The sequence below is a fragment of the Pseudomonas sp. TE3728 genome (genome assembly GCF_056279145.1).
The window spans coordinates 861,744-882,543 of the sequence record NZ_JBWBQT010000001.1; the positions used below are offsets into that span (position 1 = coordinate 861,744).

18 protein-coding genes are annotated in these 20,800 nt (G+C 59.1%); 16 read left to right on the forward strand and 2 right to left on the reverse strand.

Going from position 1 to position 20,800, the window contains the following annotated elements; all coding sequences use genetic code 11:
* Nucleotides 1–126 precede the first annotated feature (126 nt).
* The 15 genes from ACZ89R_RS03380 (at nucleotide 127) to ACZ89R_RS03450 (ending at nucleotide 17,812) form a co-directional block, all read left to right on the forward strand.
* A complete protein-coding gene (locus ACZ89R_RS03380; protein WP_429546711.1) occupies nucleotides 127–1,518 on the forward strand; it encodes an undecaprenyl-phosphate glucose phosphotransferase in 1,392 nt (463 codons plus the stop codon).
* 29 nt (nucleotides 1,519–1,547) lie between these two features.
* On the forward strand, nucleotides 1,548–2,255 hold the full coding sequence (locus ACZ89R_RS03385) for a WecB/TagA/CpsF family glycosyltransferase (protein WP_429546710.1): 708 nt from the start codon (nucleotides 1,548–1,550) through the stop codon (nucleotides 2,253–2,255).
* Between the two features lie 23 nt (nucleotides 2,256–2,278).
* On the forward strand, nucleotides 2,279–3,358 hold the full coding sequence (locus tag ACZ89R_RS03390) for a glycosyltransferase (protein WP_429546709.1): 1,080 nt from the start codon (nucleotides 2,279–2,281) through the stop codon (nucleotides 3,356–3,358).
* Nucleotides 3,355–4,461, forward strand: a complete 1,107-nt coding sequence (locus ACZ89R_RS03395) for a glycosyltransferase (protein WP_429546708.1) — start codon at nucleotides 3,355–3,357, stop codon at nucleotides 4,459–4,461. Before ACZ89R_RS03390 ends, ACZ89R_RS03395 begins: the two co-directional genes overlap by 4 nt.
* A 1,059-nt stretch (nucleotides 4,462–5,520) precedes the next feature.
* The gene (locus ACZ89R_RS03400) at nucleotides 5,521–6,834 is read left to right on the forward strand and encodes an O-antigen ligase family protein (RefSeq protein WP_429546707.1); all 1,314 of its coding nucleotides are present in this window, start codon (nucleotides 5,521–5,523) and stop codon (nucleotides 6,832–6,834) included.
* Nucleotides 6,835–6,850: 16 nt separating this feature from the next.
* Entirely contained in the window at nucleotides 6,851–7,804 is a 954-nt protein-coding gene (locus ACZ89R_RS03405; protein ID WP_429546706.1) for a glycosyltransferase family 2 protein, read from the forward strand.
* A gap of 13 nt (nucleotides 7,805–7,817) precedes the next feature.
* On the forward strand, nucleotides 7,818–9,236 hold the full coding sequence (locus ACZ89R_RS03410) for an oligosaccharide flippase family protein (RefSeq protein WP_429546705.1): 1,419 nt from the start codon (nucleotides 7,818–7,820) through the stop codon (nucleotides 9,234–9,236).
* A gap of 83 nt (nucleotides 9,237–9,319) precedes the next feature.
* Nucleotides 9,320–10,384 (forward strand): UDP-glucose 4-epimerase GalE, encoded by a 1,065-nt coding sequence (gene galE, locus ACZ89R_RS03415; protein ID WP_429546704.1) that lies wholly within the window; start codon nucleotides 9,320–9,322, stop codon nucleotides 10,382–10,384.
* Complete coding sequence (locus tag ACZ89R_RS03420) at nucleotides 10,381–11,853, forward strand: LamG domain-containing protein; glycoside hydrolase family 16 protein (protein ID WP_429546703.1); 1,473 nt, start codon at nucleotides 10,381–10,383, stop codon at nucleotides 11,851–11,853. Before galE ends, ACZ89R_RS03420 begins: the two co-directional genes overlap by 4 nt.
* 101 nt (nucleotides 11,854–11,954) lie before the next feature.
* Entirely contained in the window at nucleotides 11,955–12,260 is a 306-nt protein-coding gene (locus tag ACZ89R_RS03425; protein WP_429546702.1) for a hypothetical protein, read from the forward strand.
* 973 nt (nucleotides 12,261–13,233) lie between these two features.
* Nucleotides 13,234–13,800: a methyl-accepting chemotaxis protein gene (locus tag ACZ89R_RS03430; RefSeq protein ID WP_476241488.1), complete on the forward strand. Its 567-nt coding sequence runs from the start codon at nucleotides 13,234–13,236 to the stop codon at nucleotides 13,798–13,800.
* The gene (locus ACZ89R_RS03435; RefSeq protein ID WP_429546700.1) at nucleotides 13,797–14,444 is read left to right on the forward strand and encodes a hypothetical protein; all 648 of its coding nucleotides are present in this window, start codon (nucleotides 13,797–13,799) and stop codon (nucleotides 14,442–14,444) included. The genes ACZ89R_RS03430 and ACZ89R_RS03435 overlap by 4 nt, the downstream gene beginning before the upstream one ends.
* 357 nt (nucleotides 14,445–14,801) lie before the next feature.
* A complete protein-coding gene (locus ACZ89R_RS03440) occupies nucleotides 14,802–16,088 on the forward strand; it encodes a CmpA/NrtA family ABC transporter substrate-binding protein (RefSeq protein ID WP_218395050.1) in 1,287 nt (428 codons plus the stop codon).
* 15 nt (nucleotides 16,089–16,103) lie between these two features.
* Nucleotides 16,104–16,955 carry a nitrate ABC transporter permease gene (gene ntrB / locus ACZ89R_RS03445; protein ID WP_123494872.1) on the forward strand — a complete coding sequence of 284 codons (852 nt, stop codon included), beginning with the start codon at nucleotides 16,104–16,106 and terminating at the stop codon, nucleotides 16,953–16,955.
* Between the two features lie 65 nt (nucleotides 16,956–17,020).
* Entirely contained in the window at nucleotides 17,021–17,812 is a 792-nt protein-coding gene (locus ACZ89R_RS03450; protein ID WP_429546699.1) for an ABC transporter ATP-binding protein, read from the forward strand.
* 120 nt (nucleotides 17,813–17,932) lie between these two features.
* Here the strand turns inward: ACZ89R_RS03450 and ACZ89R_RS03455 are convergent, their stop codons facing one another.
* Together ACZ89R_RS03455 and ACZ89R_RS03460 are read right to left on the reverse strand one after the other, a co-directional pair.
* Nucleotides 17,933–18,877 (reverse strand): proline iminopeptidase-family hydrolase, encoded by a 945-nt coding sequence (locus tag ACZ89R_RS03455; RefSeq protein ID WP_192344539.1) that lies wholly within the window; start codon nucleotides 18,875–18,877, stop codon nucleotides 17,933–17,935.
* A 93-nt stretch (nucleotides 18,878–18,970) separates the two neighbouring features.
* Entirely contained in the window at nucleotides 18,971–19,729 is a 759-nt protein-coding gene (locus ACZ89R_RS03460) for a LuxR family transcriptional regulator (RefSeq protein WP_123494874.1), read from the reverse strand.
* A 180-nt stretch (nucleotides 19,730–19,909) separates the two neighbouring features.
* On the opposite strand from ACZ89R_RS03460, the gene ACZ89R_RS03465 reads away from it, so the two are divergent.
* A complete protein-coding gene (locus ACZ89R_RS03465; RefSeq protein ID WP_429546698.1) occupies nucleotides 19,910–20,797 on the forward strand; it encodes a proline iminopeptidase-family hydrolase in 888 nt (295 codons plus the stop codon).
* Nucleotides 20,798–20,800: the final 3 nt, after the last annotated feature.

The following is a 20,800-nucleotide window of genomic DNA, read 5'->3' on the forward strand; positions in this document are numbered from 1 at the left end:
CCCCCGTAGTCCCCTTCAAACATCTACTAAAAACTGCTTCATCCCAGTCGAGCTATACCAGCGTGCGGGAACGAGGGCGTGCAATTTTTGGCGCCGATGTCCAACCCATGCCCGGAGGTTACGCCGATGACATCGCTCTACACCGCTCAAATGACGCGACGCCGAGGTCTGACCTTCTGGGGCCAATGGCTGTGCGCGCTCACTCTGGTCAACCTGCTGCTGATGTTGCTGGTGTATTGGCGCGTTGGCAGCCTGACCAGTGAATACCGTGTGCTGATGATTCTCACTGTGCTCGGTTCGGTGCCGATCTACAGCGTCATGCAGGTTTATCACAAGCGTCATGAGTGGTTGTCAGGGCTCGCACGGTTGCTGGCGGCCTGGATGATCTTGCTGGCCGTGCTGATCAGCATTGCCTTCGTCACCCAGACCAGCGTGATTTTCTCCCGTCAGGTGATCATCGTCTGGGCCGTATTGGGCTACCTGATCCAGGCGGCGAGCTTTTTGCCCCTGCATTACCTGGCCCGACTGTATTCGCAAAGGCTGTGCAATGAGCGCCGTGCGGTGATCATCGGGACCTGTCCGACCGCACATACGCTGGCCAGAAAACTGTCCAGGCGCAATCGCGTACCGCTGCTGGGTTTTATCGCAACCGCCGACCATACCGGCCCGGCCCCGAGCATTCTGCCGCTGCTGGGGCGTATCGACGAGGTTCGCGAAATCATCACCCGCCTGCACGTACGCCGCGTCTATATCGTTTTGCCGATGGCACAAGCCGCCATCATCGAGGCGCTGTATATCGATCTTCTGGACATGAATGTCGACGTGGTCTGGATCCCGGATTTCGGCAGCATGGTGCTGCTCAATCATTCGATCTCGGAAATAGAGCGAATGCCCGCCATCTACCTCAATGAAAGCCTGATCAGTTCGCACCCCGGCAGCCTGCTCTGCAAAGAACTGTTCGAACGTAGCCTGGCCGCCGTGTCCATTATCGTGCTCAGCCCCTTGCTGCTGATCGTGGCGGCCGCCGTGAAGCTGTCTTCGCCCGGCCCGGTGCTGTTCAAACAAAATCGCTACGGCTGCAACGCTGAGGTGATCAAGGTCTGGAAGTTCCGGACGATGCGTGTGCACGACGACAACGAAGTGCGTCAGGCCACCCGCGATGATGAGCGCATCACTCCGCTTGGGCGCTTTTTGCGCCGTGGTTCCATTGATGAACTACCACAACTGTTCAACGTGCTCTTCGGCGAAATGGCCCTGGTCGGCCCGCGACCGCACGCCGTCACGCACAACATTTACTACACCGGCAAAGTCCGCGCCTACATGGCCCGTCATCGCCTCAAGCCGGGCATCACCGGACTGGCCCAGATCACCGGGCATCGAGGTGAAACCCAGACGCTGGAAAAAATGCAGCAGCGCGTCGCTCAGGACCTCAACTACATCAACCAATGGTCGCTGTGGCTGGACATCAAGATTCTGGTCAAGACGCCTTTTACGTTGTTCTCAAAAGACATCTATTAATAGGGTCGGTTGACCCTGAGGCCCAGCCAATGATCGACCTGGAATTAATCGGGCATTACGCACCCAATCTGCTGGACGCCAACAAGGCATTTTCCTTCATCAATTTTGCGTCCATCGGCGGTCTGCTCGACCGCCCCCCGACTTCCATCGCCTATTTTTGCGACGGCATGCTGATGTCGACCTTCATGTCGCGCATCACCGGGCGCACGATCGGCCGGGTCAGCTTCGACTTCACGTCCATCGCCGATTCTGTGTTCAGTTATGCCGAGAATCACGGCAAGCGCCTCTATTTTGTCGGTGCCCGGCAAGCCGAACTGGACCTGTTCCTCGATAAGATCAGGGCTCGCTATCCGGCGCTGATGATTGCCGGGCATCACAATGGCTATTTCGATGCAGCGCAGGCCGCGTGCATCCTGGCAGACATCTGCCGCAGTGAAGCGAACATCCTGATCGTAGGCCTGGGCGCCGGGTTTCAGGAACAGTTCGAGCAGGATGCCCTGCGTGCCGGCTTCAACGGTGTGGCATTCACCTGTGGCGGTTTCATTCGCCAAGAAGCCACGGCGACGGATGATTATTACCCTGAACTGATCAACCGCCTGCATCTGCGCGCGTTCTATCGGATGTACCGCGAACCGCACACCATCAAACGTTACCTGATCGATTACCCGACCAATTTTGTTCATCTGTTGATGATGATCATCCGGCGAAAAGTGACCATCAATATCACTTATCCCTGAACATCCAGTACCGAGCCACGACCATGCATATCCTGTTCACCCTCAAGGACTTCAAGCCCGATGGTGGCCTCGAGCGTGTCCAGCAACGCCTGGCCAGACAGTTTCTGAAAGATGGTCAGCGTGTCAGTTATTTCGTCATGAATGGCGACACGCCAGACGATGAAGGAACGGCCACGCTCAATGGCGGCGGCAATGGAATTGTCGGCCTGTTCAAGTCCATCGTATTGCTGCGCCGGATCATTCGTCGCGAACAAGTGACTCACCTCATTGCCGCCAAAGAACAAGCCAACCTCTGCACCTGGTTTGCCACCTTGGGTAGCCCCTGCAAGGTCATCTATAGCCGTCATGCAGCACTGGATTGCGGTGAACAAAAAATCAGCCCCGCCACCCTGCGCCTGCTCTATGCGTTGTACCTCTGCGGCAACGGCCAGGTAGTGACGGTTTCCAACGGCTTGCGCCAGTCCCTCTCTGACCTGGTGCCCTGGGGTCGCGAACGCATTCGTTATTGCCCCAATGCTGTGGTCACCGAACAACTGCTCAGTGCCGCACAGACGCCCATGTCCACCGGTTTGCCGGCGCAGTTCTGGCTGGCAGTGGGACGGCTGATAGAACCGAAAGGTTTCCACCTGCTGCTCGATGCCTATGCCCTGGCCTTGCGCCGTGCTGCGCTACCGGATCTGGTGATCATCGGCGATGGCCCGCAACACGCCGCGCTGACCTCACAGGCCTGCCGCCTGGGCATCGAGGACCGTGTGCATTTCACCGGTTTCCTGAGCAATCCCTACCCTTTTATCAGACAGGCAAGACTGCTGATCCTGAGTTCGTTTCATGAGGGCTTGCCGACCGTGCTGATCGAAGCCCTGGCGCTGGGCACCCCTGTGTTGGCCTGCGACTGTGAAACCGGGCCCCGGGAACTGCTTGATAACGGCCGCCTTGGCGATCTGGTCAAGGTCAATGATGTACCGGCGCTGGCCGAAGGGATGCTGCGCAGCCTGATCTCGCACAGCCAGGCGACGCCACGCGGAGAAATGGCCGCTGAAGCCGTCCGGCAGTACACCAGTCAACATGCCGCGCAAGCGTACTACCAGGTTTGGAATCAATGAAAAGACTGCTGATTATTCTGCAGGACTTGAGCGGGGGCGGCGCTGAAAAAATGATGGCGCGCCTCGCCGGTGCGCTGACTGACGCAGGCAATGACGTGACCTTGTTGATGCTCACCGGCACGGGTGTGAACTCGGTGTGCCTCGACCCTCGGGTCAAACAGGTGCAGTTGCACAGTGCGCGCAGCTCCAGAGCCGTGCCGGCGCTGGCACGCTTTCTTCGCCACAATCGCTTTGACGCACAACTGGCCGCCCTTACCCATGTCAATGTCGTAGCCATCGCCGCGGCTGCGCTGTCAGGTACGCTGGCGCGCCTGCATGTCAGCGAACGCAACGCGTTTTCCCATGACAGACACGTCAATCCCGCGCTGATGGTGCGTATCGCCTATCTGTTAGCACCACTGCTGTATCGGCTCATTCCCAATCCGGTGATCTGCGTCTCGCGCGGTGTTGCTCAGGACCTGGTCGACACCACCATCACGCGCCCGCAGGATGTCACCATCGCTGACAACCCGGTGCTCGACAACGATTTTCGCGACAAGGCGCCGGGACGTCCAAACCATCGTTGGCTGTCAAAAAAAACCGCCCCGGTGATTGTCGCTGTAGGTCGCCTGGCACAGCAAAAAGGTTTTGACGTATTGCTCGATGCCTTTGCCCGATTAGCCGATCACAGTGTTCGATTGATCATTTTCGGCGAAGGCGCGCTCAGAGCCGAGTTGCTCGAGCAGGCCATTGCCCTGGGCGTGGCCGACCGCTTCGATCTGCCGGGCTATACCAGCGATCCATTGGCCGAGGTGGCAGCGGCCGATTGCTTTGTGCTGTCGTCGCGTTTCGAGGGCAGTCCCAACGCGCTGATCGAGGCCCTGTCCACGGGCACCCCGGTGGTATCGACCCGCTGCCCCTATGGCCCGCAAGAGATTCTCGACAATGGCGCGATCGCCCCGCTGGTGGCGGTCGACGACCCTGACGCACTGGCCCGGGCGATCAACGTGGAACTGACGTTGCCGCGTGATGCAAACCGCCAGGCGCGCATCGATGCCGCTGCCCGTTTCGTGAGTGCCTGCGCGGCCAAGACCTATCTCGATGCCTTGCTAGGGGCGTTTTGAACTAGTTCCGCGCGGGGGCTGGTGCTGGTGCTGTGCAGGGGAAGGCCGATTTTGAGGGGTACATATCCGTTGCTGCGGTCATGGCGGCTATTGGTTCCGCTCTTACAGCGGGTCACTTTGGAAAAGCGCCAAAGTAACCAAAGCGCTTCTGCCCCTTTCGTTCGGTGCCTCGCCCAGGCTCGGCATGCCCTCGCTCCGGTCCCGCTCCGTGGGCCCGCCGCGATTGGCCATCCATGGCCGTGCGCGGCTAACCCGGCATCCATGCCGGGTTGCCCACTGCGCAGAACCTCCACTCGGCCTCTCGAGGGGGCGGTGCATCAAGATCAAAAGCTGCAGGCGAGCTAACGCTCGGCCTGTTGAGTGGTGAAAGGCAAGGCTGCTGGGCTCTGATGTTTTGTGAAGGCTGGCTTGTCGGGTCGCCGCATCGCTGCGATGGCGGCCTGCCAGCCGACCAATCTCTTGCAGATGCACATCATCCCTGTGGGAGCTGGCTTGCCTGCGAAGGCGACCTGACAGCCGACCAATATCTCCCGGATGTACCCAGTCCAACTGTGGGAGCGAGCCTGCTCGCGATGCTGTTGATCTTGCCGTTGCCGTTGCCGTTGCCGTTGCCGTTGCTTTGGCCTTGGTCTTGGCTTTTGATTTTGATCTGCTGCCCCTTTCCCAGAGGCCGAACGCAGGCATTGCGTAGGGGGCACCGCGGCAAGGATGCCGCGGTAGCCGCCCCCGGCCATGGATGGCCGATGGCGGCGGGCCCCCGGAGCAATGCCGGAGTGAGGGCATGCCGAGCCTAGGCGAGGCACCGAATGGCGGGGCAGAAGCCCTTTGGTTACTTTGGGGCTTTTCCAAAGTGACTCGTTGTAAAAACTAAACCATAAGTGGCCGTTACCGCAGCAATGGATATGTACACCATCAAAAAACAAGCCGCCTGGCATGCAGCCTTCGCGGGCAAGCCTCGCTCCTACAAAAGCCCAAGAGATATGTAGATACCCATGCCGTTCTAACACGACAACGCGGCGGGGAAACTAATTGAGAACGCCCCCTAGGGAGCCAATCGTCATGAACAAACTGGAAGTCAGGTACACCACCCTGCGCGACGCTTTCACATTGTTCGGCGTGTTGTTCTATACCCAGGTCATCGGTTTTTTCTTCGGGTTGGCCGATACGTCGAATCTGGGTGCCGCCGAAAAAGACCTCGAAGGCAACGTGGTCAACCAGATCTGCGGCCTGATCACCCTGCTGGTTCCGCTGTTCTTCTTCATCCGCAACAAGGTCTTCATCAGCAAAAGCTTTTACAGGAACAACACCTTCCTGCTGATATTCATGCTTAGCCTGGCCGTATCGATCAGTTGGTCCTACGACCCGATGTTGAGTTTCAAACGGTTTGTGGCGCTGATCAGCGTGGTGTTCTTTGCAGGTTTCATTGCCTACAACTACAGCCTCGAGAAAATCGCTTTCATGCTCGGCTGCACCATCGGCGCAATAGCGCTGTTCGGTTTGATATTCGCGCTGGTAAGGCCCGACATCGTCTTCATTGATGGTGGCATTCGTGACGGTGCGTTCAAGGGAATTTTCCCGGAGAAAAATGCCGCTGCCCGGATCAACGCGATCGCCATTCTGTTACTGCTGCCGATGATCCGTCAGCGCAATCCCTGGGCCATCGTCTACTCATTATTCTCGCTGATCGCGATTGCGCTGGCCCAATCTGCCACGGCAATCGCACTGATTGTTGCCGGCACCGTGAGCTATTGGTACTTCCTCACGCTGATTCGCTTGCACATCAACCGCTCACTGACAGCATTCCTCGCTACCACATTCATCTATGTGCTGATCTGCCTGTTTCTATACGGCAATTACACCCTGCTGCTGGAGCTGATGGGGCGTGACACATCACTCACCGACCGCACGCTGATCTGGGATTTGCTCACACCGCTGATCGACGCTGAATTCCTCAAGGGTTACGGCTTCGGCGCTTTCTGGTCCAGCCCGGGCGCCGAGGCATTCATCAACCGCTGGGGTTACATCGGCAATGCCCACAGCGGCTACATGGAGACCTTGCTCAACGGCGGTGTCATCCAGCTGACAGCGCTGATCCTTATGCTGATCGAGGCGTTGATCAAACACTACCGGGCCGTGGTAGCGGATCAGTCGGCGCGGTTTCACGCCAGCGCTATGATCATCATCGGAGCGTTCATGCTCACCAACTATGTGGCGTATGTCGTTCCCAACTACCGCTGCGCAGAGTTTCTGGTGTTCTGCGTCCTCGCCCTGTCCTTGCGGCATCACCACGCGACATACCCCGAGTTGTCACGGCCAACTCTGGGTCAGCGTCCGCCTGGCAAGGCATTACCACGCGACTCAGCCAATGCGTAACAGAAGGAAAATAACCATGCCAGACCAAGCCCCCTCTTCACGCCCTACGGTATGCGTCGTGATCGCGATGTACAACGGCGCCGACAGCATCGAGCAAACACTGGCGTCCGTGGCCGGGCAAACCCGACTGCCCGATCACGTCATCGTCATCGACGATGGTTCCACCGATGATGGACCACAACGCGTCAAGGACTTCGCGGCGCCGTTTCGCCTGACGCTGTTGCATCAAGCCAACGAAGGCCAGGCCAGTGCCCGCAACCACGGACTGCAGCACACTGAAGAGACCTATGTAGCGTTTCTGGATGCCGATGACAGATGGTATCCGCAAAAGCTGGAGCGACAACTGGCACTGTTTGAGGAACTGAGTCGTCAGGGACGGCCGGTGGCGCTGATAGATTGCTACGTGCACAACGACTACAGCGACGGTACGCGAATACTGGAAAACCGGCAAAAAAACGGTAGGCATTTCGACGATTTCATCCGCGCCAACGTCCTCAATGGCGTGTCCTCCGCGATGGCCAGACGTGATGTGATCGTGCAACTCGGCGGCTTCAATCCCAGCCTGCGTTACTCCGAAGACCGCTTCATGTGGACCCGGATCGCCGAACACTGGGAGGTTCACACGGTGCCAGAGGTGCTGCTGCAGCGCATGGTCAACAGCGGCAACATGACCGCGCAACCGACAAGGTACTACCCGTACAAGATCAGGTTCATCGAAGCATTTCTCGCCCACTTTGGCCCGCAGCTGAGCAAGCAGCAACGGATCGATTTCGCGCTGGGCAGCCACTCCGACTTTCTCGAACTGTTTTCCCGCAGAGGCGAGCATGCCCAGGTGATCGATGTGTACCGGCGAATGCTGGAGTACTCCTGGCAAACGCTGATCTTCAGGAACGGCAAACCGACCTTGCGCTTGCTCTATGCATGCGTCCAGTCATTGCGCAAGGCAGTTGCGTCAACCACCGCTCATTGAGCCGGTATCCGCCATGGCCAATCACCGTCTGGTTAAATTGATCTGGATTTTCACCGAGAAATTCGGCCTGATTTTCCTGTCGATGATTACCTTTGTCGCGTATGCCAGGCTGCTGTCGCCCACAGAGTTGGGTGTGGGCACGGTCATCATTGCCATCGTCGAGTTGATCGGCATGATGTATTCCTCGGTTCTGGAAGACCCTTTGGTACGACTCGAGCGGCTGGAAGACAAACACATCGCCACAGCCTTCTGGGCGTCGGTACTCGTCAGCCTGGCGTCCATCGTCGTCATCTCGGGCGCGGCGATTCTGTATACGCCTCACCCGATGCTGCAATGGATGACGGCGGTGGCCTCGGTAAAAATCCTGTTCACCATGATGGCGCGGGTCTATGTGGCGCAAATGCGCCGTAGCGGCAACTTCAGGATGCTGGCCTCACGCACGCTGCTGGGCAAGGTGTGTGGTGGCGTGGGCGGCATCGCTGTCGCGCTCTGGGGATTGGGTGCCTGGGCGGTCATTGCTCAGGCACTGATCATGGAGTTCGTGTCCATTATCGTATTGATGCGCGCAGAGCCGCGCCGCATTGCCTTTTACATTGACGGCCCGCTCTTGCGCGAACTGTTAAGGGCCGGCGCACCGGTTGCCGTCAACGCGCTGAGTTCGCAAACGCTACAGCGCGGGGTCACCGTCATCCTGGGCATGACGGCCGGCACCAACGCGGTTGGCATGTTCAACATGGCGATGCGCATCATCGATCTGCCGCGCACGGCGATCTATCACGGCCTGATCAGCTATGCGCTGCCGGTGTTTGCCCGACGCAGCGCCGATCCATCGCGGTTGCGCGCGATCATCAGCGACTCGACCGCCGTCAGCTGTTTTCTGCTGACGCCCCTGTTCATCGGCATCGCACTCACGGCGCACGACCTGATCCTGTTGATCTTCGGCGCCAAATGGACCGAGGCCATTGTGCTGCTGCAAGTGCTTGCGTGCACGGCAGCCATCGGTAATACCGCCATGTACGCCACGACCGCACTGGTCGCGGTCAATTGCAGCCACCTGACCATCAAGGCCGAAGTGGCAACCACCGTATTGGCACTGGCGCTGGTCTATGGCTTCGGCAGCCTCTATGGCGGCATGGCCGCCGCCCTCGCCCTGCTGGTCCGGATGGCGATCATCACGCCACTGCAAATCCGCGGGTTGAACAGTGCAATCGGCTATGGCTGGCGGCGATTTTTCGAAACCAACTATCGCAGCGTGATTGCTTCGTTCGTCATGGCAGCGATCGTCCTGATGGTTTCTTCCCGCCTGGGTGTTCAGGGCTACTTGCACCTGATCTGCAGCATCGTGGTTGGCGCGCTGAGTTATGCCGTGGCGTATAGCGTGATGCATCCGCGCTGGCCGCAAGAATTCAAATCGGTTTTCACCATCCGCTGAGAGGACGCACCCGACAACCTTTTCCCTTCCCGGACCCCATTCTCCTGACTCGTGCAATTTCCTTGTGACAGGAACGCCTCATCATGCACAAAACCACGTTGATTACCGGCGGGGCCGGATACATCGGCTCCCATACCATCCTGACCCTGATTGACGCCGGTCGACAGGTGCTGGTCCTCGATAACCTGTGTAACAGCTGCCGCGAATCGCTCACGCGCCTGGAGTATCTGACTCGCAAGCGAGTCGATTTCATTGAAGGCGATATTCGCGATAGCCATCTGCTCGACGATATCTTCAGCCGCTACAACATCGATGCCGTAGTGCACTTTGCCGGTCTCAAGTCCGTGGAGGAAAGCGTTCGCAAGCCGCTGGATTATTACGCCAACAACGTGGTTGGCACGCTCAACCTCTGCCATGCGATGGCCCGGTCTGAGGTCTTCAAACTGGTGTTCAGCTCGTCGGCCACTGTGTATGGCGCCCCCCGGCAGATACCGCTCATCGAAGACATGGGCGCCGGCAAACCGATCAATCCCTACGGCCGCACCAAGCTGCTGATCGAAGAGTTGCTCACCGACCTGTGCCTGTCCGATCCGCAATGGAGCATTGCGGTGCTGCGCTACTTCAACCCCATTGGTGCTCACGCAAGCGGGCTGATCGGAGAAAACCCCAATGGCAGGCCCAACAACCTGCTGCCTTGCCTGACACGGGTCGCGATGAGGCAAGTGCCCGAACTCATGGTGTACGGCAGCGACTACCCCACAGTCGACGGAACGTGCGTGCGCGATTACGTCCATGTGCTCGACGTTGCCGATGGCCATCTCAAAGCGTTGCGGGCGTTGCAGAACACCAACGGCATCCACGTCTGGAACCTGGGAACAGGCATTGGCCATAGCGTGCTGCAGATCATCCACAGCTTCGAGAACATTACCGGTATTACCATCCCCTTCCGGTTCGCACCGCGCCGCGACGGCGATATCGCCGAATGCTGGGCCGACCCCACCAAGGCAGGGCGTGATCTAGGCTGGTACGCACAGCGCGACCTGATGCAAATGATCATCGACACCTGGCGATGGCAATTGTGTAACCCGCATGGGTACCACTCCCAACCCGGATTGGCGGCATCGACTGCGTTGAAGCAATGGATATGAGCAGGTTCATTCTTTTGGCGGCCCTGCTATCGGTCGTTTGCAACGCGTCGGGTGGCACTCCCCCGCCGCTGGCCAACGGCCTGGTGCTGTGGCTCGACGCCGCCGACGCGTCGAAAATGACCCTCGATGCCCAGAACCACCTCCTGCGGTGGCACGACAAGTCCGGCGAAGCCAATGACGTTACCGTCGACAATGGCGCAGACGCCGCACTCCCGCAGCGTGTGGAGAACGCCATGAATGGCCATCCGGTGGTGCGCTTGAGTGGTACTTCAGCCTTCCTTGGCAAGGCCATTCGTACGGCAAAAGGCCCTGTTACCCTTTTGATCGTTTCACGCAGACTAAACGAGCAAAGCGGCGGCGAGACCTGGCAGCGACTGTTCAGTTCGCGCCCGATAATCGCCGATAACGACAACGTGCCACCGAACTTCGCGATCAGCGTGCAACAGCGCACCGCCTACGATCCGACCCTCTTCGTCCTGGAATTTAACGACGTGCCCATCGGCCCGTATGCGGTGGGGCGCAACGTAGTCGGCAGCGTCGAACATTTGCGCGGCGACATCGCCGAAATACTGATGTACGACCGGCACCTCGCCTCCCTGGAGGAACGGCAGCGCGTCTTTCAGTACCTGGCGAACAAGTGGTCCGTCGCCCTTCCCAAGGCTGCCAATTCCTGGACCCGCGTCGGCCCGCTGGGAAAGGTACCGGAACGGACCAACACCGGACTGCCGCTGTCCGATCAGGGCAATGCCGGCCAGTGGATGCTGGACACACGATTCTCCGACGACTTCGATGGCGCGACCCTTAACGCCAGTCGCTGGCACGTCAACAATGCCAAGGGCACTGAATCGCTCGGGCGTAAGCCGGCGCTGTTCAAGCCGGACAATGCCTACTTGAGCGATGGCCATCTGAACATCGTATTTCGCAAGGACACCTTGCCGCAAAAATACGTACGACTCGGCTATGAAGGCTATAGCTCGGCGATGGTGCGCACGATCGAGCGCAGTTTTTACGGCTACTACGAAGCCCGGGCCAAACCGATGGACTCGGCAGGTTCCAGCGCCTTCTGGCTTGCATGGACCGGGCTTGCCGATAACGCCACGGAAATCGACATCTTCGAAATCGGCGGCAAAACCAAAAACGCCTCCTTCGACCGTATGTACAACATGAACGCCCACGTTTGGGCCACGCCGCACAGCACCGAGCATTTGAGCGATGGCAGCAACTGGATCAGCCCTTGGCGGCTCGCCAGCGACTTCCATGTCTACGGTTTTGACTGGCAGCCCGACACGTTGCGCTGGTACGTCGACGGCGTCCTTGTACGCGAGGCAAAGAACACCCACTGGTTTTTCCCGATGCAGATCAACTTTGACAGCGAGGCCATGTGGCAGTGGTTCGGCGTAGTCGACGACGCCGACCTGCCCTCCACCTTCAGCGTGGACTACCTCAAGGTGTGGCGTCGCGGTAGATAGTCGCAACTCGGCCGGGTTTTCTTGAAAGGCCCCAAGCGCTTTTCAACGGCGCCCGGCATCACCCCAAATCCTGGGACACACCTATAAAAGAGGTCGCAGCAATGAACGGTACGATGACTTCCGATCAAGCGATAGCCTGCCTGAATCTGGCGCTTGAACGTAACAAACAACTGTTCAGCGACGCCTATCACTTGAGCCACGCCGCCCTTGATCTTCTCGATCAGCCCAACATGGACGCGGAAAAGTTCACCCAGTATCAGAGGAAAAGACGGCAGGCCGATCTTAAATACCTGGAAGCTATCGAGCACTTGCGATTAATCATGGCTGAATACCCTGTCCATCTCTTCTCTGCGCAGAACTCAATGCATGAGCCACAGTTTCAGCTGAGGGATGACGACGAAATCTGACCTGTCAGGGATGCCGGATCGACCATTCTGGCCAACATGCTGTAACGCCCTGCGCGAACCAGAACAGAGCACTGCGGCTCGGAAATTCCCGCGACTGGTGCGTTGATCGCCTTTTCTGCCTTCGTAGCCCTATCGCCATCGAATGGACCCCCTCCCATTGCAAGAGCGACAGGCTGACAAGTTGTCGATGGCACGGCTGGCAAACAACTTGCTTAGGTCTGATCAGGCTTGAGCCATCAACGACGATGGCTTCGCAAACATCACGGACAACGGCGTCCGCTCCCCTGCGCATTGCGACAGGTGGGCGTGCGCCGTTTTTGCTTTCACCCCGGCATAAAAGGAAATCCTCATGCCTGCTCAAGGAATGCTCCCCCAGGGTCACGCCATCGCGCCTGCACACAGCGGTGTTGGCAAGTCACGCCCTGGTGGCATTGCACTGCGGTCATTGTTCGACCCTGGCATGGCCCTGCTCGAACGCACCAGGATCGGCCTCTGGTTACCACTCGGGTTGGCCCTCGGCGCCTGCGGTCTCGCCCTCGCCGAACAGCCAGCAAGCGCACTGACCCTGATACCTGGCGTCCTCTATCTGGGGGGCGCGTGGCATCTTCGTGAGCGTCATCAACGCCATCTACAGATATTCTGGGACACTGAACTTGCACAGCTGCTGCGCAGCTCCCGGGATGCCGACCCAGCGACGCTACTGGTGGCCGCCAGCATGCAACTGCGCAACAACGAACGCTTGCGCAGCGAAGTACAGTTCGCCAGTCGTGCGCTGGAGCAAATGTCTCAACAGGCCCGCGACCAAGGTGAGGAACAGAGCCAACGAATCGCCATGATCGCCGCCGCCAGCGAGCAAATCGATCAGACCTTACACAGCATTGATGCCTTGGCCCAGGGCGCGCTGGCAGCCTTCGCCAACGCCCATACTATGAGCGAAACCGGTTGTCTGGAGGCGCGCTCAGTGGGTGACAGCATGCGCGCCATTCAGCACAGCCTGGGCAATACCGCACACGCCGTGGAAGCATTGCTTCAGCGCACTAGCGCAGTAGAAAGCACTGTCAATAGCATTCAGGCACTGGCCAAACAGACCCAGTTGTTGGCACTCAATGCCTCCATCGAGGCGGCCCGTGCCGGCGAGCACGGTCGCGGTTTCGCCGTGGTCGCCGATGAGGTCCGCAGCCTGGCCCAAGCCACGGACCGGGCTACCCATGAAATCACCACAGCCGCGACGGCGATCGCCATGGCCGTGCGCCAAGTAGATGGTGAGGTCAAGGAACACCGCGGCCTGCTGACAGCCGGTAGCCAACAGAGCGAGCAACTCGCCGCCAACCTCGACGACCTGGCTCAACATAGCCAGATCAATCTGCAACACCTCGGCGCCATGCAGCAGGCGCTTAGCGAGCACCAGCAAGCCAATCATGACCTCAGCGAACAGTTGCAACAGGTCAATGCCGCGGTGCAAGAGCAGAGTACGCGGACCCATGCGCTGCACGACCTGACCCATTATCTCAACCAGCTCACCGTCGGAAACCGCCCATGAACCTACAATTCGCCGCCGCACTCGATGGTGGGCAATCCCGACGAACCCGTCTGCCACAAAACGACGCGGGACTCAGACAGATGCTTTTGCTGGGTCTCCACCTGTTGCAAGGCCTGCAGCAGCATCGCGGTCTCGGCGGACAGACCACCCGCGAGGCACAGCAACGTTGCCAGGCACTGGGTCATTCGCTCGACCAACGCTGGAAAGAATGGCCGTATAGCGCACAGTGCCAGGCCTGGAACGCATTACGCCGCGAACCTGAGGATTTCGAGGGCCATTGCCGGTTGCTGCAAGACTTGCTCGGCGCCATCCAGAACCTCGAACTGCGGCGCTGCGCGCTTAATCTGCAGCCCCCGAGCATCGCCGAGCGCTGTTGGGAGCTGGAAGACCTGGGGCGGCTGCGCGGCCTGTCGGTGCGCGCCGCCGCCCATCAGAATTGCCCACTGCAAATGCTTGTTCAATTGCAGTACCTGCACGAGCGCTTGCTCAGGCATGCCCCCCGCTCGCTGCACAACGCTCTCGAACGACTGCAACGCTGCCTGATCGGTACAACGACAGTGTCCATCTCCCCGGCGCAGTGCTACGCCCTGCTCACCCCATTGCTCGACGAGCGCCTCGACGCCATCCGCCGGGATCTGGGCTGAGGCTTACCTCCATTCGACTTCGCAACGGTGCGCAGGAGAGCTGTTTTAGTTCACCTCGCACCCAAGCTGCCCAAAAAGCGATCAGTGCTTCGCTCTCCCCCGGCTCTACACCCCCTTCGATATCTTTTTAGAAAACATCACAAAACCACTTCAAGCCTTTGTACCAATTGATTTTTTTCGCATAAAAAAACTCGGACATAAACTTGGCAAGCCCTTTGCTACTACTGACTAACAGACTCATGCGGCACGCCAATGGCGGCGTGCTGCACTTTCCGGACAACGGCGTCCGTCAGGTCCCTCTATCGAGGGTGCCTGGCGCACGCCGTTTTTTTTTGCCCCTAAAAAAAGGATGTGGTTATGACTGATGAGCGTGACTCGCAACATCCGGTACACCCCGGCCGGCGCACCTTCCTGAAGCAATCCCTGGTGACGGCAGGCACTGTCGCCGGGATCGCCGCCCTCGATGTTGTCGTGCCGGGCTTTCTGCGCAGCGCAGTCTGGGCTGCCGGCAGCGACGCGCCGGAGAAAGCTGCACTGAAGGTCGGTTTCATTCCCCTCACCGACTGCGCATCAGTCGTGGTGGCGGCAACCCAGGGTTTCGGCGAAAAATACGGCCTTACTATCACGCCGAGCAAAGAGGCGTCCTGGGCCGGTGTGCGCGACAAACTGCTCAACGGCGAACTGGATGCTGCCCATGTGCTCTACGGCCTGATCTATGGCGTGCAACTGGGCATCGGCGGGCCGCAGAGAGATATGGCCATGCTCATGGGACTGAACCAGAACGGCCAGGCGATCACCCTCTCCAAACAGCTGCAACAAGCGGGCGTGACCAATGGCGAGCAACTGGCAGCCAAGGTCAAGCAAGGCGGCACGCCACTGACCTTCGCCCAGACGTTCCCCACCGGCACCCATGCCATGTGGCTCAATTACTGGCTTGCCAGCCTCGGCATTAACCCGCTGACCGATGTGAAGACCATCGTGGTGCCACCGCCACAGATGGTAGCCAACATGCGCGTGGGCAACATGGACGGCTTCTGTGTCGGCGAGCCCTGGGGAGCCCGGGCGATTGCCGACAACATCGGCTTCACCGCCGTTACCACCCAGAAACTCTGGCCCGATCACCCGGAGAAAATCCTTGGCACCACCCGTGCCTTCGTCGAGCAGTACCCCAACACCGCCCGGGCGCTGACCATGGCGGTGCTCGACGCCAGCCGGTTCATCGAGGCCAGCGTAGAGAACAAAAAAAGCACCGCCCAACTGATTGCCGGCAAGGCCTACGTGAATGCGCCCGTCGAAGTGATCGAACAACGCTTCCTCGGCCACTACGACGACGGGTCAGGCAACCAATGGACGGACGAGCATGCGATGTCCTTCTGCAAGGATGGCAGCGTCAACTATCCCTACCTGTCGGACGGTATGTGGTTCCTCACCCAGTTCCGTCGCTGGGGCCTGCTCAAGGAAGATGTGGACTACGCCGGTGTGGCCAAGTCTATCAACCAGACAAAACTCTACGGCGAAGCTGCCAGCCAACTTGGCCTGACTGTACCGGGCAGTCCGCTGCGCAGTAGCACCCTGATCGACGGCAAGGTCTGGGACGGCTCCAATCCGGCCGCCTATGCCAACTCCTTCACCATCAAAGCCTGACCGGAGTAACCCGCCATGAACGCCCCCCTCAAGTTGCCAGCGCCGCCCACCACTACGGCGAGTACCCAGCCAGAGCGTCGCTCTCCCCTCCTGAGCGGGTTGCGTCAACGCGCCAGGGATGGCATTGCCCCAGCATTGGGTATCGCCCTGTTTCTCGCCGTCTGGGCGTTTATAGCCGCACGCAGTGAGGGCCTGCCCGGCCCGCTCGCTACTTGGTATTCAGCCCTGGAGCTGTTCAGCGCCCCCTTCTACGACAACGGTCCAAACGACATGGGCATTGGCTGGAACGTACTGGCCTCCCTTGGCCGGGTCGGCATCGGCTTCGGCCTCGCCGCCCTGCTCGGTATTCCGCTGGGCTTCGCCATCGGCCGCTTCGCCTTCCTCGGCGGCATGTTCGCGCCGATCATCAGCCTGCTACGTCCGGTCTCGCCGCTGGCGTGGTTGCCGATCGGCCTGCTGGTGTTCAAGGCCGCCGGCCCGGCATCGATCTGGGTGATTTTCATCAGCTCGATCTGGCCGATCATTCTCAACACCGCCGCAGGGGTCGCCAGCGTGCCGCAGGACTACTTGAACGTCGCGCGAGTGCTCAAGCTCAGCGAGTGGAAGGTGTTCACCCACATCCTGTTTCCTTCGGTGCTGCCGCATCTGATGACCGGTATTCGCCTGTCCATCGGCGTGGCATGGCTCGTGATCGTCGCCGCAGAAATGCTCACCGGCGGTGTCGGTCTGGGCTTCTGGGTGTGGGACGAATGGAACAACCTCAACGTCGAGCACATTCTCATCGCCATCATCATCGTCGGTCTGGTCGGTCTGCTGCTCGAGCAGGGCCTGTTGTGGATCGCCAAACGCTTCGACTACACCAACTGAACCGACGCCCGCGCGGGTGTTTGGGTTGCCCGCACCTGACGCTTACCCGATGCAGGAGAACCGAGATGACTAAATTCGTCGAGCTGACCCAGGTCAGCAAGCACTTCGACACCAAAAAAGGCCGCTTCCAGGCCCTCAGCAACGTCAACCTGAGCATCGCTCGTGGCGAGTTCGTCTCGTTGATCGGCCATTCAGGCTGTGGCAAATCCACGGTGCTGAACCTGATCGCCGGTCTGCTTGAAGCCAATGGCGGCGGCTTGATATGCAACGGTCGCGAGATCGACGGTCCCGGCCCTGAGCGCGCAGTGGTGTTTCAAAACCACAGCCTGCTGCCCTGGCTGACTTGCTTCGGTAACGTGCACCTGGCCGTGGAAAAGGTATTCGGCAAACGCGAAAACAAGGCCGCACTGAAGGCGCGTACCGAGGCGGCGCTGGCAATGGTCGGTCTTGAGCATGCCATGCACAAGCATCCCAGCGAGATTTCCGGGGGCATGAAGCAGCGTGTCGGCATCGCTCGCGCGCTGGCCATGGAGCCGAAAATACTGCTGATGGACGAACCCTTCGGCGCGCTCGACGCCCTCACCCGCGCGCACCTTCAGGACGAGCTACTGCGTATCGTTGCCGCCACTCAGAGCACCGTGGTGATGGTCACCCATGATGTCGATGAGGCCGTGTTGCTCTCTGACCGCATCGTGATGATGACCAACGGGCCGGCGGCCACCGTCGGTGAGATCCTTAGCGTTGGCCTGGCAAAACCGCGCAATCGCCTGGCACTGGCCAACGACCCCGAGTACCACCGCTATCGCACGACAGTCCTCGAGTTCCTCTACCACCGCCAGCAAATGCCGGCGGCTTGAAAACGAAACAAGTTTGGGGGTGGCCGTGACCGATATGACCCTGGCAGCGGAATCCAACAGTCGAGGTGTGCTCGTCAGCGACGGTGGATTCTTCATGCCACGGAACAGGAAAGACACGGGTCAGAGTGGGAGCTCTTCAAGCTTGCGATCGCCAGCCATCGCCCCGTTCAAGCACTCATCCAGGAACCTCACCACCGTCCCCATGCAGCCGACCCGCTCCTCGACATGGGGCATATGGCTGGAGTTCTCGAACAACGCCCAACGAACATTCGGGATCTGCTGCAAAAAGGGTCTGACCACCGTCGGTGTTGCTTCATCGTAGCGACCTGAGATCACCAGCGTCGGCACGTTGACCTGCGGCAAACGGTCGACGATGGTCCAGTCTTTCAGGCTGCCTATCACATGAAACTCCGTCGGCCCGCTCATGGCATGGTAAACGGTGGGATCGGCATCGACCTGAGCAAACGTGCGCGCGACTTCTTCGGGCCAGGGAATGACGCGACACACATGGTTGTCGTAAAAAACCCTCGAAGCGTCCTGATAGGCGACCGCTTGAAAATCCCCTGCCCGTTCGTACTCAAGCAAAGTTTCATGGACACCGGCAGGCAGCAGTTGACGTAAACGGTTGGCTTCCTGAACCCAGACGCGCATGTCCGACGGGGAATTAGCGAGGATCAAGGCCCGTAGTCCCGCAGGTTGCCGTACCGCGTGTTCGCTGGCGAGCATGCCGCCCCAGGATTGCCCCAGGAGTGCGTAATTGTCGCTGATACCGAGATGATCCAGCAGGTTGTCCAGCTCCTCGAGAAACAGCGCTACGTTCCAGAACGAGGTGTCTTTTTCCGGCAGGTGGGTCGAGCGACCGTTACCCAATTGATCGTAATGCACCACCGCCCGCCCACTCGCGGCGATGTCCTTATAGGCATCGACGTAATCATGCGTGCAGCCTGGACCGCCATGCAAAATCACCAGCGGCGTGTTCTTGCCGTCAAAGTGACCTGTGACGCGATACCAGGTCTGATAAGGACCAAAAGGTGCGAAGCCTTCGCGTATTCCGATAGATTCCATTTCTTCGTGCCGCCCCTGAAAAACCGTACGGCACACGATAGCGGGATCAGACCTTCAAAATAACTAGAGAAATAGATAGGTTTTTGCCCTGTTTCAGCTATCGAGCAATCGATAGTGGGTGGCCCGCACCACGGCCTGGACCCGATTCTTGGCCCCGAGTTTATGCATGGCCGAGGTCAGATGGAGGCTGATGGTGGCCAATGAACGATTCAGTTGGTTGGCAATCTCGGCGGCGGTCAGCCCCTCAGCCGCCCATTTAAGGCACTCGCGTTCACGTTTGGTCAGATGAACGGGAGGCGTGTGAGCCTCCTTGCCAAGCAACGGATAGGCCGCTTCCTGCAAGGCATGGGAAATCAGGCTGAAATCGGCGAGGGTCCGCCGGGCATCGCACAGGACACTGCTGCTGCTGGTACGCAGCCCGGTCAAGGAGGCGAAGCCGCCTCTGGGCAGATGAATCGGGACCGACACACCACAGGTCATCTGCGCGTCTTCCAGATAATTCACCACTGGCGCATGGCACTGACTGATGACCGGCTCCAGCAGGGTGTCAGTCCCGGGTTTGTAAGACCAGACAAAGGGTGAAACACAATTGAGTGCTACCTGCTGGACAGGGTCGATCTGGTAGTAACCCTCTGCACACCAACGCGCATGCCAATCGGCTGGCGTGTTGCGCAGTTTGAGCACCGAGGGCGTGATCAACTTGCCTTCATGGTCCAGCGGCACCGGGCTGTAGTCGTACACCAACGCATCGAAGCCCAGCTCCTGGGCCAACAGCAAGGCGTTGTCCATCTGCTCATCCAGGCTCTTGCCCGACAACAGACGGGGATTGAGGTCTGATAGCTTCGTCTGCATCCATTGCCCTCCCTAATTAATTTCAATCCTGAAATTCAGCACGTAGAATGCCATGCCTCGGCGAGGGACTGCCAGACAAAACCTATTAGAAATACTAGCTTTTGGGCGCAAGACTTACTCAGTAAGGTAGGCCATTTAGTTAGCCTCCGAACCGGTCAGCATCATAAAGGGAGAATTGCGATGTGGCGTGAAATCGAGCCGGACCAGCACTATAACGTCGAGGTCGATGGCCACAATCTGGTGGTTTATAGCTTTGGCGAGGGCGATGAGGTCCTGCTGTGCCTCAATGGAGGCCCGGGGCTTCCCTGCGATTATCTGCGTGACGCCCATGGCTGGCTCAAGGACAAGGGGTTGCGCGTGGTCGCCTTCGACCAACTCGGCACCGGCGCATCTGACAGACCTCAAGACCCATCCCTGTGGGATATTTCCCGTTATGTCGCTGAGGTGGAAACCGTCCGGCAGGCCCTCGACCTGGGCCGGGTGCATTTGCTGGGGCACTCCTGGGGCGGCTGGCTGGCGATCGAATATGCCATTTACCACCCTCATGCACTCAAAACCCTGATTCTGGAAAATACCGTAGGCGATATCCCGCACCTGTCTCAGGAACTGGAGCGTCTGCGTGGTGCGCTTGGCAGCGAAACCGTGGCCATGATGCAGCGCCATGAAGCCATGGGCACCCTCGATCATCCTCAATACCAAGCGGCAATCACCCTCCTCAACTATCGCCACGTCTGCCGCCTGGATGAGTGGCCGGCACCGGTCACACGCTCTTTGGGCGACTGGAACATGGGGCCCTACACAACCATGCAGGGGCCAAACGAGTTTCTCTACGTCGGCAATCTGAAAAACTGGAACCGTCTCCAGGAAATGGCGGACTTCACCATGCCGGTATTGATTACCACCGGCCAGCACGACGAACTGACGCCAGCCTGTGCCATGCGCATGAAAATGGCGCTCAAGAATGCGGCACTGCATGTGTTCCCCAACAGCAGCCACATGCCCTTCTACGAAGAACCTCACGCCTACTTTCCGGTGTTACTGGATTTCCTCCAGCGGCACCGAGGTTAGTCG